At 69.2% G+C, this 14,761-nt stretch carries 10 protein-coding genes; 6 read left to right on the top strand and 4 right to left on the bottom strand.

Annotated elements, in window-relative coordinates; all coding sequences use genetic code 11:
• Positions 1-111 precede the first annotated feature (111 nt).
• The 3 genes from RPX00_RS30920 to RPX00_RS30910 all read left to right on the top strand — a co-directional run bounded on the left by RPX00_RS30920 (position 112) and on the right by RPX00_RS30910 (position 2,477).
• A complete protein-coding gene (locus tag RPX00_RS30920; protein ID WP_406630649.1) occupies positions 112-1,011 on the top strand; it encodes an RNA polymerase sigma-70 factor in 900 nt (299 codons plus the stop codon).
• A gap of 122 nt (positions 1,012-1,133) precedes the next feature.
• Positions 1,134-1,400 carry a GlsB/YeaQ/YmgE family stress response membrane protein gene (locus RPX00_RS30915; protein ID WP_406630648.1) on the top strand — a complete coding sequence of 89 codons (267 nt, stop codon included), beginning with the start codon at positions 1,134-1,136 and terminating at the stop codon, positions 1,398-1,400.
• Positions 1,401-2,195: 795 nt separating this feature from the next.
• On the top strand, positions 2,196-2,477 hold the full coding sequence (locus RPX00_RS30910; protein ID WP_406630647.1) for a DUF3040 domain-containing protein: 282 nt from the start codon (positions 2,196-2,198) through the stop codon (positions 2,475-2,477).
• Positions 2,478-2,605: 128 nt separating this feature from the next.
• Here the strand turns inward: RPX00_RS30910 and RPX00_RS30905 are convergent, their stop codons facing one another.
• From RPX00_RS30905 to RPX00_RS30895, 3 genes are all read right to left on the bottom strand, one after another.
• Positions 2,606-3,082: a hypothetical protein gene (locus tag RPX00_RS30905; protein ID WP_406630646.1), complete on the bottom strand. Its 477-nt coding sequence runs from the start codon at positions 3,080-3,082 to the stop codon at positions 2,606-2,608.
• Positions 3,083-3,389: 307 nt separating this feature from the next.
• Positions 3,390-4,298, bottom strand: a complete 909-nt coding sequence (locus RPX00_RS30900) for a winged helix-turn-helix domain-containing protein (protein ID WP_406630645.1) — start codon at positions 4,296-4,298, stop codon at positions 3,390-3,392.
• Between the two features lie 421 nt (positions 4,299-4,719).
• Positions 4,720-5,343: a superoxide dismutase gene (locus tag RPX00_RS30895; RefSeq protein WP_406630644.1), complete on the bottom strand. Its 624-nt coding sequence runs from the start codon at positions 5,341-5,343 to the stop codon at positions 4,720-4,722.
• A 248-nt stretch (positions 5,344-5,591) separates the two neighbouring features.
• On the opposite strand from RPX00_RS30895, the gene RPX00_RS30890 reads away from it, so the two are divergent.
• Together RPX00_RS30890 and RPX00_RS30885 are read left to right on the top strand one after the other, a co-directional pair.
• Positions 5,592-5,972 (top strand): hypothetical protein, encoded by a 381-nt coding sequence (locus tag RPX00_RS30890; protein ID WP_406630643.1) that lies wholly within the window; start codon positions 5,592-5,594, stop codon positions 5,970-5,972.
• Between the two features lie 114 nt (positions 5,973-6,086).
• Complete coding sequence (locus tag RPX00_RS30885; RefSeq protein WP_406630642.1) at positions 6,087-6,608, top strand: DUF305 domain-containing protein; 522 nt, start codon at positions 6,087-6,089, stop codon at positions 6,606-6,608.
• Between the two features lie 509 nt (positions 6,609-7,117).
• On the opposite strand, the gene RPX00_RS30880 is transcribed toward RPX00_RS30885, so the two are convergent.
• Entirely contained in the window at positions 7,118-14,065 is a 6,948-nt protein-coding gene (locus RPX00_RS30880) for a hypothetical protein (protein WP_406630641.1), read from the bottom strand.
• On the opposite strand from RPX00_RS30880, the gene RPX00_RS30875 reads away from it, so the two are divergent.
• A complete protein-coding gene (locus tag RPX00_RS30875) occupies positions 14,034-14,567 on the top strand; it encodes a hypothetical protein (RefSeq protein ID WP_406630640.1) in 534 nt (177 codons plus the stop codon). The genes RPX00_RS30880 and RPX00_RS30875 overlap by 32 nt on opposite strands.
• Positions 14,568-14,761 lie beyond the last annotated feature (194 nt).

The raw sequence follows: 14,761 nt of genomic DNA, 5'->3' as shown, positions 1-14,761 counted from the left end.
GTGGGGGAGCCCGGACCGCGCACGGGAGCCGCCGCGAAAACCGCGATGTCACAAACTCGCGGCGGCCGGCGTCCTAAGGGCGATCGACCCGAGAACCCGAAGGAGCCACCCATGACAGCGCCCGGCGAAGCGAGCCCGGACCTCGCCACCGAGACCTTCCTCGCCCACCGGAACCTGCTGTTCACCGTCGCGTACGAGATGCTCGGCTCGGCCGCCGACGCCGAGGACGTGCTGCAGGAAACCTGGCTGAAGTGGGCAGGCGTCGACCTCGCCGAGATCCGCGAGCACCGCGCGTACCTGGTCCGGATCACCACCCGCCAGGCGCTGACCCGGCTGCGCACCCTGGGCAGGCGGAAGGAGTCCTACGTCGGCACCTGGCTGCCCGAGCCGCTGCTCACCGCGCCGGACGTCGCCGAGGACGTCGAACTGGCCGACCACGTCTCGATGGCGATGCTCCTGGTGCTCGAGACGCTGCGGCCCACCGAGCGCGCGGTTTTCGTCCTGCGCGAGGTCTTCGACATGCCCTACGACGAAATCGCCGAGGCAGTCGGCAAAACCCCGGCGGCGGTGCGCCAGATCGGACACCGAGCGCGGTCGCACGTGTCCGCCCGCCGTCCGCGCGGCGACGTCACGCCCGCCGAAACCCGCGGCGCGATCGACGCGTTCCAGAAGGCCATCGAGACCGGCGACCTGCAGGGACTGCTCGACATGCTGGCCCCGGACGTCGTCTTCCTCGGCGACGGCGGCGGCGTCAAGCAGGCAGTGCTGCGGCCGATCGTCGGCGCGGACAAGGTCGCACGGCTGCTGGCCGCCGGACACGTCCAGATCCCCGCCCAGTCGCTGCGCCCGAGGCACGTCAACGGCCACCCGGCCCTGGTGCTGCAACTCGACGGCGAGGTCGACACGGTGATCACGCTCCGCATCGACGAGGGCAAGATCACCGGACTGTACGCGGTGCGGAATCCGGCAAAGCTGTCGCACATGGAAGAGGAAACCGCCCTCCGCCGCTGACTCGGCCCGGTGCTACGCAGAGTAGCGCCGACGGTGCCGCGCGCCACCCGGACGGAGCATGCCATCCTGGTGGCGACAGGGGCGGCCCCACCGGCCGCCGCCGTACCGAGGAGAGGACCGACGTGGGCGTTGTCAGCTGGATCGTGCTGGGCCTGATCGCCGGATTGATCGCCAAGGCCCTCATGCCGGGCAAGGACCCGGGCGGCTGCATCATCACCATCCTGCTCGGGATCGGGGGCGCGTTCGTGGGCGGCTGGATCGGCAAAACGCTGTTCCACACCCAGCTCGGGACGTTCTTCGACCTGCGCACGTGGGGCCTCGCGATCCTCGGAGCCCTCGTCATCCTGACCGGCTACCGCCTCATCGTGGGCGGCCGCCGCCGAGACTGACCCAACGGGCGGCCCGCTGCGGCTGGTCGGTCACCGGCTGATCGCGGGCCGCTGCGGGAACCGACCTGCGCGGGCGGCCCGCTTCTGCTGACTGGCACACAGCAGCCGCCTCGACTGGCGCGTCTGGCGGGCCGCTCCCAGCTGACCGGCCAGTGGCTTGCCGCGGGCAGCTGTCACCGCAACGCCGCACGCCTCGGCCGAGCGGCCATCGCAAGCAACTGCCGCGACCAGCCGCAGGCAACCGCCTCACCGGCCCACCAGGCAGGCCGCTTCGGCCGACACCGGCTTGCCACACGCGCCACCACTGCCACACCGCACAGCCTCGGCTGAGCAGCTGCCGCGACCAGCCCGCTTAGGCTGACCCACATACCGCAAGCAGCCGCCACGACCGGCAGGCGACGCGGCCCGCTCCGCCAGGCCCAGCCACCTGCCCGCCACCCGCCGCCGCGACCGCGCACCGCACCACCCGCTTCGAGCGGCACCGTGGAGGCGGCCCTCGGCACGGTCCACGCGCCGCCTCGCCGGAATCTGCGCAGCCGACGTCGCCCCGGCGATCGCGCTGGTCTCGCCGCGGAGCAGGACCAGCGGTCGTCACCCGGGATGCGTCGTCGCCGAGGCCGGTCCCTCCGCACAGCGCTGATTCGCCGATTACGAAAGACTTTCGTCTCCTCAGCCGCCGATCTCGCGGACTCACCCGGACGGGGCCTCGGATTGAACTCGGCTCCGGATTCCGGCCGTGTTTCGTGGCAGAATCAGCGGACGAAATCCCGGCCAGGTCGACGGGCGGAGCGGACGATGGCGCTGCGCGACCACGAACAACACCAGCTGGACGAGATCGAACGCCGCCTCGCCCAGGAGAATCCGCGCCTTGCCCGCCGGTTCGAGAAATTCCGTCCGGTGCCGGTCGTGACCTTCGCCGCGGCCGCGCTCGGCGTGCTCAGCGTGTTCCTCACCGGGCTCGTCACGCTGGTGGTCGGCTTCGGGATGGGCTCCGCCCCGCCGATCGCGGTGGGCGCGGTGCTCACGACCGCGATCCCGCTCGCGCTCGTGTGGTTCTACCGCTGCCACTGGCGATGAACCCGCCGCGGCAGCACGGCTTTCGCTGTCCCGGACAGATCCGCCGCGCCGAGAGTGCCGCGAGGTCGTGACCCGGCCGGCCGATTGTGGCTGACCGCCGGGAAATCCGCGACGAGATCGTGCGCGCGTCAGGCGACGCGCGCACGCCCGAAACGCCGGTACAGCGCGAATCCCGCGATCGCGGTGACCAGTTCCCAGGCGACCGTCGTGATGACCGACATCGACAGCACGTCGATCCGGTCCGGGGACGACGGCTGGAGCTGCCCCCTGCTGTCGACGCGCACGCGGGTCCGGCCGCGCGCCGCCGGGTCGGAGCGCAGCGGGATGTTCGCCTCCTCGGTGCCGCCGTCCGGGGCGGTCCAGGTGACCCGCCGGGTGTCGGGCATCGCGGTGCCCTCGCTGCCGCGCAGCGCGCCGGAGCCGGGATGGACGGCGGCGACCACGGACCGGCCGGGCGCGCGGTCGATCGCCGCCGCGCCCTGCCGGTGGATCCACAGGCCCAGCCAGATCCCGGCCGCCGCCGAGACCGCGACGGCCGCGGCGAGCATCGGCAGCAGGAACACGCGACCGCGCACCGCGGACGCGCGAAAACCACCAGGAGCCATGCCTCGAGAATGCCGTGAAAACCCGGAGAACGGCAGGGTTCGCGGGCCGAATGTGCCCCTCGTCGCGGGGGAAGATGCCCGCCGCGGGCAAGCGACCGCGCGGACTCGCCCGATTTCACCCGTTGTTTTCACTCATTCGTGAGTAACGCCACCCGAAGCAACCTGGACGCCGCGGCCGACTGGGAGCGCCCCATTCCCGGCTGGCCAGCGTAAACGCGCGCGGTACCGCGTCGTCTGACCGGTCGTTTATTCCCGCCGTCTTCCGCCAGTACGTGGAATTCTTCCAGCCCGCACAACCATTCCCGGCTTACCCGTTCGACGCGCTCAGCAATGCCTGCCCGGTGGGCGTCACCGCATGCCGGACTGTGCTTCCGTCCTGACGGCTTTCCACCAATCCGGCGCGGCGGAGGACTCCCGCGTGCTTGCTCGCCGCCCCCGGGGTCACGCCGATCTCGCCGGCCAGCTCGGCGGTGGACCGCGGGACCGCCAGCGCGTGCAGCGCACGGGCGCGGGTCGCGCCGAGCAGGTCGGGCAGCGGATCGGGCGCGGCGTCGATCGCCGGACGGCCCGGCAGCTCCGGCCGGACGTCCGGATCCGGCTCCACAACCCGGAAATAGGCCGGGATCACGAGCAAACCGCCGAAGTAGACACTGCGGTCGGCGGGCGGCTCCTCCGGGTTCTCCCAGCGGACCGGGGGCACGCCGGGATCCCGATTATTGTTGGCAGAAGGCCAGATCGGCGCGCGCCGCGCGGCGCCGGACGAGGCGAGCATCGCGCGGGGTCCGTCCGCGAGGTCCCCGGCCCACGGAGGCACGACCCCGTGCACGAAGAACGTCTGGAGTTCGGCGCGCAGGCTCGTTTTCGGGACGTGCACGACGCCGCTTCCCGCGACCGGGCCGATCTCGCGCCCGCCGAACGGCCGCGGGTCCGCCTGCCGCAGCACGCTCGCGTGCCGGGCCCGCGCTTCGCCGCCGGGCGGCAGCGCCTTCACCGCCCGAGCGCGGAAGTCCAGCGCGGCGACCGGACGGGACGGCGGAAGCAGCCCCTCCCGGCGAAGCTGCTTGCGGGCCCGCGCGGACCAGACCCGCAGCCCTCCGGCGGGACGGCGGCTCTGCAGCGCGGTGAGGCTCAGCACCAGTTCCCACAGCGGATCGGGGCCGGTGCGCCGCCTCGTCCGGCCGAAATCGTCGTCGGTGAAATGAATGCGCAACGCCATGTGCTCCCCCTGCCCCCCGACATGGTTGCGCTTCCAGGGTGCCGCGCCGATCCGCCGCTGTCCAGGCGCTTTTTCCGTTCGGGGAAAGAACCCACCGAATGCCAGCGAATCTCGCTGAATCAGGTGGTCGCCCGGAGGCCGTTCGCGCGCGAACCGCGGATTCGAGACAAATCGTCTCGCCGAAGCCGCCGAGCGCATTCGCCGGGCGGGCCGTGCACGCCCGGATGCCGCTTGCCCCGTACTGTGCGCCCGGCGCGGACCGCGCTTCCCGCCGGGTGCCAGACTGCCCGCGGCCCGGCAGTTCCCGACATTTGTCGCAACGATTTCCGCCACCCGGGCGACTATTGCGGGCCGGAATGCGAAACGGGGCCCGGCCGCGTGGGCCGGACCCCGTTTCGGGTGCCGCAGTGCGCGCCGCTGCTCAGCCGAGCAGGAGGCCGTTGCCGCCGGCGACGGCGTTGTCGAAGCGCTTGCTGATCTCGGCCCAGTTGAAGATGTTCCACAGGGCGTTGACGTAGTCCGGCTTCACGTTCTTGTAGTCCAGGTAGAACGCGTGCTCCCACACGTCGACCAGCAGGATCGGCGTGGTCGGCAGGATCAGGTTGTTGTGGTGGTCGCGCAGCTGCTGGGTGATCAGCGTCTTGCCGATCGGGTCCCACGACAGCGCGCCCCACCCGTTGCCCTGGATCGTCGTCGACACCGCGGTGAACTGGGCCTTGAACTTGTCGAACGACCCGAACGCCTCGTCGATCGCCGCCGCCAGCTCCCCGGTCGGCTTGTCCCCGCCCTCCGGCGACAGGATCTTCCACCACACCACGTGGTTGGCGTGCCCGGCCAGGTTGAACGCCAGCGTCGTCTCCAGGCCCACGATCGAACCGAAGTCGCCCGCCTCGCGCGCGGCGGCGATCTTCTCCAGCGTGTCGTTCGCGCCCTTCACGTACGTCGCGTGGTGCTTGCTGTGGTGCAGCTCGTTGATCTCACCCGAAATGGACGGCGCGAGGGCACCGTAGTCGTAATCGAGTTCGGGCAGCTCGTACCGGGCCATGGGGCCCTCCTTCTGTTTCCGACATCAAGTCTTGCCCCCTCGAACCTAGTAGCACACCCCGGTCCCGGGCGAGCGGGGGCGGCCTCCGCTCCACAGGCTGGAACCTGGTTGAGTGAACGTTCAACTTCCAGTACCGGGCAGGTCGCGCGGGATCCTCGCGGCCACGGACGGTGACCGGTCCGTCGGAAATATCACCCTCGTGCCACCTGCTCGCCCGGATGCCGCGCGGACCCCGGTACGGTTGGCTCATGGCGGCGTCCCGGCTCGGCAGCGTGCAGCGGGTTCTGCTGCTGTTCGCCCTGGCCCTGGGCATCGCCGTGATGCACCACGTGCCCTCTCCCGCGCACGGTGCCGCGCACGTCATGTCGAGCCAGATGTCGGTCGTCGAGAGCCATGACGCCGCCGCTGCCGTGGACTCCGGCATGCCCGCCGGCGAGCACTCGATGCTGCACCTCTGCCTGGCCGTCCTGTATGCCGCCGGCGCGCTCATCCTCGGGCTGCTGGCTTTCCGCCGCTACACCGCCGTCGCCGCAGCGCCCGACGGCACGCGCGGCTCCCCCGCCGTCGACCGGCCGCCGGACAGACGCGGCCGGACTGTCCTGACTTCTCTCTGCGTGTTGCGCACCTGACCGGCCTTCGCTGTTCCGGTCCTCTTCGCAATTTTTCCTTTTGAGAGAAGGTTTTCTCGTGCGCAAAATCTTTTTCAGCGGTGCCGTCCTTGCGGCTTCGCTCCTGCTCGGCGCGTGCAGCAGCACCGATTCCCCGCTCCCGCGCCGAGTGCGCAGGCGGGTCACAATGCCGCTGACGCGACGTTCGCGCAGCAGATGATCCCGCACCACCAGCAGGCGCTGGAGATGGCGAAAATGGTGCCGTCGCGCAGCAGCAACCCGAAGGTCGTCGACCTGGCCGGCCGGATCGACCGGGCGCAGGACCCGGAAATCCGGCAGATGCAGGGCTGGCTGAGCGCCTGGGGCGTCGCGGCCGCCAGCCACTCCATGCCCGGCGGCCACGAGATGTCCGGCGACCACAACATGACCGGCATGATGTCCGACGCCGACATGAAGAGCCTGGACGCCGCGAAGGGCCCGGAGTTCGACCGGGCGTGGCTGGACATGATGATCAAGCACCACCAGGGCGCGGTCGAGATGGCGAAGACCGAACTGGCCCAGGGCGCCGATGCCGGGGCGAAGGCGCTCGCGCAGCGGATCATCGACGCGCAGCAGGCGGAGATCGCCGAGATGCAGGGGTTGCTGAAGCAGGGCTGATCCTTGCCGGGTTCGGGGCCCTTTGGCAGCACCAGTCCGGGGCTCTTGGCAGCACCGGGGCCGGTGCCCTTTGGGGTCCCGGACCTGGTCCCTGGCGACGGCAAAGTCCGTGCCTCGCTGCCGACCGCCCCAATGTGGCATTGGGTGCATCTGACACACCCAATATGGCGTTGGTTGCGTCGAGCGCACCCAATGTGGCGTTCGGTGCGTGGGACGCACCCAATGCCACATTGGGGTTCTCACCAGCGCGGCGTGACGGTGGGTTCGTCGTGACGAGGCCCCGGCGGGCGATGCTGACCATCGGCCGAACCAACGCCGACCATCCGGCTTTGGTTCGCAGATGTACGTGAAGGACTCCTTGGGGGAATCTGATTCCCTCAAGGAGTCCTTCACGGACGGCGGAACCTCGCACCGATGGCCTCGCAGCGGGCGAAGCGGGTCAGCGACCGCTTTCCCCGTGCGCGAGAACGGTTCACCGGCTGCGCCCTGCCCGCCACCGCATCAGGCGGTCATCGCTGGGACCTGCGGCGGCGCGAGATCAGCAGCAGCGCACCGCCGCCGGCGAGGAGGGCGAGGGCTGCGATTCCGACCGGGATCAGCACCACCCCGGTGGACGCCAGCGGCGGGTTCGGCGGCTGGACCGGCGGAGTCGGCGGGACCGTTGGCGGCGTGGGCGGAGTCGGCGGGGTCTTGGTGAGTGGGGTGGTCGTCTTGCACCTCGGGTCGGTGGAGGGGTCTGGGCAGTTGGTGCCTGGCGTTGTCGAGGAAATGACGTTGCGCAGGCTCTGCCCGTCGCCGACCGGGGTCTTGACCTTCACGCTGTACGTGACCGTCGCGACGGCGCCGACCGCCAAATCACCGGTCCAGGTCAGCTTCGGGGCCGCATAGGTGACTGCGCCGGTCGAGGCTGTCGCGTCATTGTTGTAGGCGGCGTTGCCCAGGACGCCGGTCAGGTCGTCGGTGAAGGTCGCGCCCTTCAGCTCGGTCTGGCCGGTGTTCGTCGCGGTGACGGTGTAGGTGACCTGGTCGCCCGCCTTGGCCTCGGTGACGTTCGCCTTCTTGGCGAGGATCAGGCCCGCGACCGGGGTCGTGGTCCCGCACCGCGGATCCTTCGAGCCCGGCGGGCAGTTCGTGCCCGGGGTGTCCGACGTGACGGCGTTCGCCAGCGTGTGGTCGCCCTTGACCGGGTTGTTCACCGTCACGCTGTACGTCACCGTCGCGGTCCCGCCGATCGGCACGTCTCCGGTCCACGTCAGTTTCGGGGCCGCGTAGGTGACTGCGCCGGTCGTGGCTGTTGCGTCGCCGTCGTAAGTGGCGTCGTCGAGGACCTTCGAGAGATCGTCCGTGAAGGTCGCTCCTGTTTGGACGGTCTGGCCGGTGTTCTTGACTGTCACCGTGTAGGTGATCTTGTCGCCTGGCTTGACGTCCTTCTTGTCCGCGACCTTGGTGATGTCCAGGCCCGCGATCGGAGTCGTGGTCCCGCACCGCGGATCCTTCGAGCCCGGCGGGCAGTTACCGCCGGGAGTGTCCGAAGTGACCACGTTCGTCAACTGGTGGTCGCCCTTGACGGGGTTGTTCACGGTGATGCTGTAGGTGATTGTCGCTGTGGCACCGACCGGGAGGTCGCCCAGCCATGTCAGCTTCGGTTCCGCATAGGTGACGTCGCCGATGGATGCTGTTGCGTCGTTGTCGTAGGCGGCATCGTCGAGGATCTTCGAGAGGTCATCGGTGAACGTCGCTCCCTTGTAGACGGTCTCGCCGGTGTTCTTCACCGTCACCGTGTAAGTGACCTTGTCGCCCGGTTTCGCGTCCTTTTTGTCCACGGTCTTGGCGATCTCCAAACCGGCGACCGGAGTCGTAGTCCCGCAACGGGGATCCTTCGAACCCGGCGGACAGTTACCGCCCGGAGTGTCCGAAGTGACCACGTTCGTCAAGCGATGGTCGCCCTTCACCGGGTTTGCCACCGTGACGCTGTAGGTCACCGTCGCGGACGCGCCGATCGCCAGGTCTCCGGTCCAGGTCAGTCGCGGTGCCGTGTAAGTCACCGAGCCGAGGGAGGCTGCCGCATCGCCATCGTACGTGGCGTCGTCGAGGACCTTCGACAGGTCGTCCGTGAAGGTCGCTCCTGTTTGGACGGTCTGGCCGGTGTTCTTCACCGTCACCGTATAAGTGACCTTGTCCCCTGGCTTCGCGTCCTTCTTGTCCACGGTCTTGGCGATCTCCAAGCCCGCGACCGGAGTCGTCGTCCCGCAACGAGGATCCTTCGAACCCGGCGGGCAGTTACCACCCGGAGTGTCCGAAGTGACCACGTTCGTCAAACGATGATCGCCGCCAGCCGGATTGTTCACCGTCACGCTGTAGGTGACCGTCGCCGTGGCACCGATTGGCAGATCGCCGGTCCACGTCAAACGCGGCGCGGCATAGGTCGTACTGCCGATCGACGCCGAAGCATCGTTTCCATAGATCGCATCGTCCAGCACCTTCGACAGGTCGTCCGTGAACGTCGCTCCCGTTTGGACAGTCTGACCGGTGTTCTTCACCGTCACCGTATAGGTGACCTTGTCGCCCGGCTTCGCGTCCTTCTTGTCCACAGTCTTGACGATCTCCAAGCCCGCGACCGGAGTTGTTGTCCCGCACCGTGGATCGGTGGATCCCGGCGGGCAGTTCGCGCCCGGGGTGTCCGACGTGACGACGTTCGTCAACCGGTGATCGCCCTTCACCGGGTTCGCGATCGTGACGCTGTAGGTCACCGTCGCCGAAGCACCGACGGCCAAATCGCCGGTCCACGTCAGCTTCGGCGACGCATAGGTCACCACCCCGGCGGAGGCCGCGCCGTCTCCGTTGTAGGCGGCGTCGTCCAGGACCTTGGACAGGTCGTCGGTGAACGTCGCGCCGGACAACGGGGTTTGGCCGGTGTTCGCGACGGTCACGGTGTAGGTGACCTTGTCCCCTGGCTTCGCGTCCTTCTTGTCCGCCACCTTGCTGATCGCGATGCCGGACACCGGCGTCGTGGTGCCACAGCGCGGATCCTTCGAGCCCGGCGGGCAGTTCCCGCCTGGAGTGTCCGACGTGACGACGTTCGTCAGCCGGTGGTCGCCGCCGGCGGGGTTGTTCACGGTGACGCTGTAGGTGACCGTCGCCGAAGCGCCGATCGGCAGGTCGCCGGTCCAGGTCAGGCGCGGGGCGGCGTACGCGGTCGAGCCCGTTGACGACTTGGCATCGGCGTTGTAGGCGGCATCGTCCAGGACCTTGGACAGGTCGTCGGTGAATGTCGCGCCAGGCAACGGGGTCTTGCCGGTGTTCGTCACGGTCACCGTGTACGTGACCTTGTCGCCGGGGTTCGCCGACTGCTTGTCGGCCTTCTTTTCGATCGTCAGGCCGGGCAGCGGCGTCACGGTCGAGCACTTCGGGTCCGTCGACCCTGGCTCGCAGTTGCCGGGCACGGGGGTGCTGACCGTGTTGCGCAGCTGGTGGTCGCCGGTGATCGGGTTGTGCACCGTGACGCTGTAGGTGACCGTCGCCGAGGCACCGACTGGCAGGTCTCCCGTCCAGGTCAGGCGTGGGGCGGCGTAGGCCGTCGAGCCCGTTGAGGCCGCGGCGTCGCCGTTGTACGAAGCGTCGTCCAGGACCTGCGACAGGTCGTCGGTGAAATTCGCGTCCGGCAGCGGGACCTGGCCGGTGTTAGTGATTTTCACCGTGTAGGTGACCTTGTCGCCCGGGTTCGCGGTTTGCTTGTCCACGGTCTTGGCGACCGTCAGCTCCTTGCCCGGCGTCGTGGTCGAGCAGGACGGGTCGGTGGAGCCCGGCGGGCAGTTGGTGCCGGGGGTCGAGGACGTGACGACGTTGGCGAGCTTCTTGTCCCCCGGATCCGGGTTCTTGACCGTGACGCTGTACTTCACGGTCGCCGATCCGCCGATCGGGAGGTCGCCGGTCCACGTCAGTTTCGGTGCGGTGTAAGAAATTTGCGCGGCCGGGGTGGCGTCGTTGTTGTAGACGGCGTCGTCCAGCACCTGGGACAAGTCATCGGTGAAGGTCGCGCCGGGCAAGGGGGTTTGGCCGGTGTTGGTGACGGTGATCGTGTAGGTCACCTTGTCGCCGGGCACGACCTGTTCGCGGTCGGCGGACTTGGCGATCCGCATCCCGGACACCGGCGTGGCCGTCGTGCACTTCGGGTCGCCGGAGCCTGCGACGCAGTTGCTGCCCGGTGTCGTGGACGTGATGACGTTGATCAGCTTGTGATCGCCGGTGTTGGGATTTTTCACAGTCACGCTGTAGGTCACCGTCGCCGAGCCGCCGACCGGGAGATCGCCGGCCCACGTCAGCTTGGGCGCGGTGTAAGAGACTTGCGCGGCCGGGGTGGCGTCGTTGTTGTAGACCGCATCGTCCAGCACCTGGGACAGGTCATCGGTGAACGTCGCGCCGGACAACGGGGTTTGGCCGGTGTTAATGATTCTCACCGTGTAAGTGACCTTGTCGCCGGGATTCACACTGGTCTTGTCGACGGTCTTGGCGAACTCGATCCCGGACACCGGAGTGGTGGTCGAGCACGCGGGGTCGGCCGAGCCCGCGACGCAGTTGTTGCCCGGGGTCGTCGAGGTGATCGTGTTGACCAGTTTGTGGTCGCCGGGCACGGGGTTCTTCACCGTGACGCGGTAAGTGATCGTCGCGGACGCGCCGACCGCCAGGTCGCCCGTCCAGGTCAGCCGGGGCGCGGCGTAAGCCACCGAACCCACCGACGCTGACGCATCGCCGTCGTAGGAAGCGTCGTCGAGCACTTTGGACAGATCGTCGGTGAAAGTCGCGCCCGGCAACGGGGTTTGGCCGGTGTTGGTGACGACGACGGTGTACGTCACCTGGTCGCCGGGGTTTGCGGACTGCTTGTCGGCCTTCTTCTCGATCCGCAGGCCGGACACGGGGGTCGTGGTCGAGCACGCCGGATCGGTCGAACCCGCGACGCAGTTGTTGCCGGGGGTCGTCGAAGTAATCGCGTTGACCAGCTTGTGGTCACCGGTGTCGGGGTTGTTGACCTTCACCGAATACGTCACGGTCGCCGTGCCACCGACGGGGATATCGCCGGTCCAAGTCAGCTTCGGTGCCGCGTAGCTCACCGAGCCGGTCGACGCTGAGGCGTCGCCGTTGTAGGCAGCGTCGTCCAGGACCTTCGACAAGTCGTCGGTGAAAGTCGCGCCGGACAACGGGGTTTGACCGGTGTTCGCGACGGTCACGGTGTACTTCACGGTGTCGCCGGGCTTCGCGCTGGCCGGAGCGGCGGTCTTGCTGATCCGGATTCCCGAGACCGGAGTCGTTGTGCCGCAACGAGGATCGGTGGATCCGGCGGCGCAGTTGCTGCCCGGCGTCGTGGACGTGATGACGTTGATCAGCCTGTGGTCACCGGTGTTGGGATTTTTCACAGTCACGCTGTAGGTGATCGTCGCCGAAGCGCCGACGGCCAGATCGCCAGTCCACGTCAACCGGGGTGCGGTGTAAGAGATTTGCGCGGCAGGCGAGGCGTCGTTGTTGTAGACGGCGTCGTCCAGGACTTTCGACAGGTCGTCCGTGAACGTCGCGCCACGCGCCGCGACCTGGCCGGTGTTGCGCACGACCACGGTGTACTTCACGGTGTCGCCGGGGTTCGCGCTGGCTGGCGAGGCGGTCTTGGCGATCTCGATTTTCGTGCCGGGCACGACGGTCTCCGCGCAGGAGGCCGTGGCGTCGTCCTTGCACTGCCGGTCCGGCGGGACGGTAGGCGGCGGGCCTTCGGTCACCTTGGCGCGGTTGATCAGTGTGGTGCCGATGGTCGCGTCGTCGATGCGGGTGTGAACGGTTAACGTGACGCGGCCGCCGACTGGGATCGCGGCGGGATGCCATTGCAGCGGGCCGGTGCCGGAGACGGTCCCGCTGGTGGTGTCCGCGCTGACGAACGTCGTGCCGGGCGGGAGCGTGTCGGTGACCGTGACCGGCGGAACCGGGATGTTGCCGGTGTTCTCCAGGGTGACGGTGTAGGTCAGCTGGTCGCCGGGCAGCGCGTTCACCTTGTCCACGACCTTGCTCAGCGTGTACTCCGGCACCGCGACGACGTTGCGGACGGTGTTGCTCTCCCGCGTCTGTTCGCGGCCGGTCTGTTTGCCCCGGAAGACCACTGACGCGGTGTTGTCGAGCCGGGTGCCCGCGGCGACCGTCGGCGAGACGGTGACGCGGAAGCCGACGTGCGTGCTCTGTCCCGGGGCCAGGTCGGGCAAGGTGCAGGTGACTACTTGGCCCGCCGCCGAGCAGCGCGGGTTCGAACCGGCCACATAGGACACTCCGGCGGGCAGGGTGTCGGTGACGACCACGCCGGTCGCGGTGTCGAGGTTCGTGATGCTGCCGTCGGGGTTGCGGTTGGCCACGTCGAGCCCGTAGGAGATCTCGCCGCCGCGCCCGACCCAGCCGGGCGGGCGCTCCTGGAGGTTGCCCTCGGGGTCGTTGGTCTTGACGATCTGCAGGTTCGGCTCGTTGGCCTCGGCCATCAGCCAGACGACCTGCGGGTAGAGCGCGTCCCCGGTGGTGCCGACCTTCAGCTGGGCCCGGTCCGCGCCGGCGGGCAGCTTGCCGGTGACGTCGACCGTGCGCGCGTCGTAGCCGAAGTTGTTCGCCGGATTCGGGGTGCGGTCGGTGACATTGCTGCCGGTGCCGCTCGCGGTGACGCGGTCGATCCGGCTGCTGAACGCGTTGGTCGTGCTGGAGCCGCCGGGCGCGGGCAGGGTCAGCCGCCGCAGCGACGCGGCGTCCTGGCCGAATTCGAGGTAGTCGCCGGAGATGTTGGCGTCGCCGTCGCCGAGGACGACGCCGAGGGTCGCCGTCGGCGGGTGGTCGGCCGGGGTGCGGATGCCGTTCAGGTCGATGGTCGTGGCGGTCGGGCTGCCGCCGCCGCGGACCCAGTCGAAACCGTCCCAGACCTGCAGATAGCGCAGCGGTTCGGTGTCCAGCGCGTAGGCCACGACCAGCGACCAGCCGCCCCAGCAGCCGAGGTTGCTGGCGCTGTTGGCCGAGTTGCCGCGGCACGCCTGGAGGTCGGCGACGGTGTAGGAGCCGCCGCCGGCCTGTTTGACCAGATCGGTGACGTCCTTGACGCCCGCGTGCGCGGTGATCTGCGGGTATCCGCCGCCGAGCGCGTCGAACCAGTCGTAGGTGTCGGCGGTCAGGCGCTGGTAGGAGCCGGAGCCCGGGGCCTTGAACGCGACCTGGTTCGCGCGGGACGGGTCGCCGGAGTCGGCGTTCGAGGAGATGGGGTTGGACTGCCAGTACAGCCGGGCGGACAGCACCGTCGCGCCGGGCGGGATGGTGAGGTTCGCGCTCGATGCCGTGTTGCCTGGCGCGGCCGGATCGCTCTTGACCCAGTAGCCGTAGGTCGAGTTGTTCGCCGTCTCCCCGCACGACGTCGGCACGGTGCTGCAGCTGACGACGGAGTTCGAAGCCATCGTGATCGCGCCGTGGGCGACCGTCGAGAAGGCCGGGTCGGGGCCGATTTTGCGCGGCGTGCCCAGGCCTCTCGGTTCCACCGCTCTCGGCTGCGGCGCGGCGGACGGGGCGGGGCTCGCGGGTGCTGGGCTGGCCGGGGCGGGGCTGGCCGGGGCCGGGGTGGCTGCGCTGGACGGCGCGGCCGCCGCCGGACTGGCCGGTGCGGAGGCGGACGGGGCCGCCGGGCTGAGGCTGGGCGGCAGGGTCGCGCCCATCGCCGGCGTGGCGCTGGCGACGCCGACGGCGAAAACCACCGCGAAAGCGGCGGCGGCGCGCTTCCCGCGGGAGCGCATGAATCCGGAACGACGGGCCATCACGAAAGCTCCCGAGGGGATGGACGGAATTGTCGAGCTGCTACCCGCGTTCATCGACAATGGACAGGGGAATTCGTACCGCGCCCTCCCCCGCGGCGGGGAGGCGAACGGCCAGGAATCACCGCATAGGGGGAACCCGACCAGGTAAAACCGCCACGGCCGCCTGGACACCGGCCAATTCCCCGGGGCAGACCGTGACGCCCTGAAGGGGTGTTGCCATTCCGGCTTGATTCGCCGCGAATTTTTCTCGCGAAAAGCCAGCCGGAATCGACGGCCCGGACGTGTCCGACAGCGAGGATCCGGTCCGCGGGCTGGTGCCAGTCCGGCCACAGTGGACAAAGC

The organism is Amycolatopsis sp. WGS_07, from assembly GCF_045278895.1.
GTDB lineage: Bacteria > Actinomycetota > Actinomycetes > Mycobacteriales > Pseudonocardiaceae > Amycolatopsis.
Note: the sequence above shows the minus strand (reverse complement) of the source record. Positions and strands in the feature narration are given on the sequence as shown.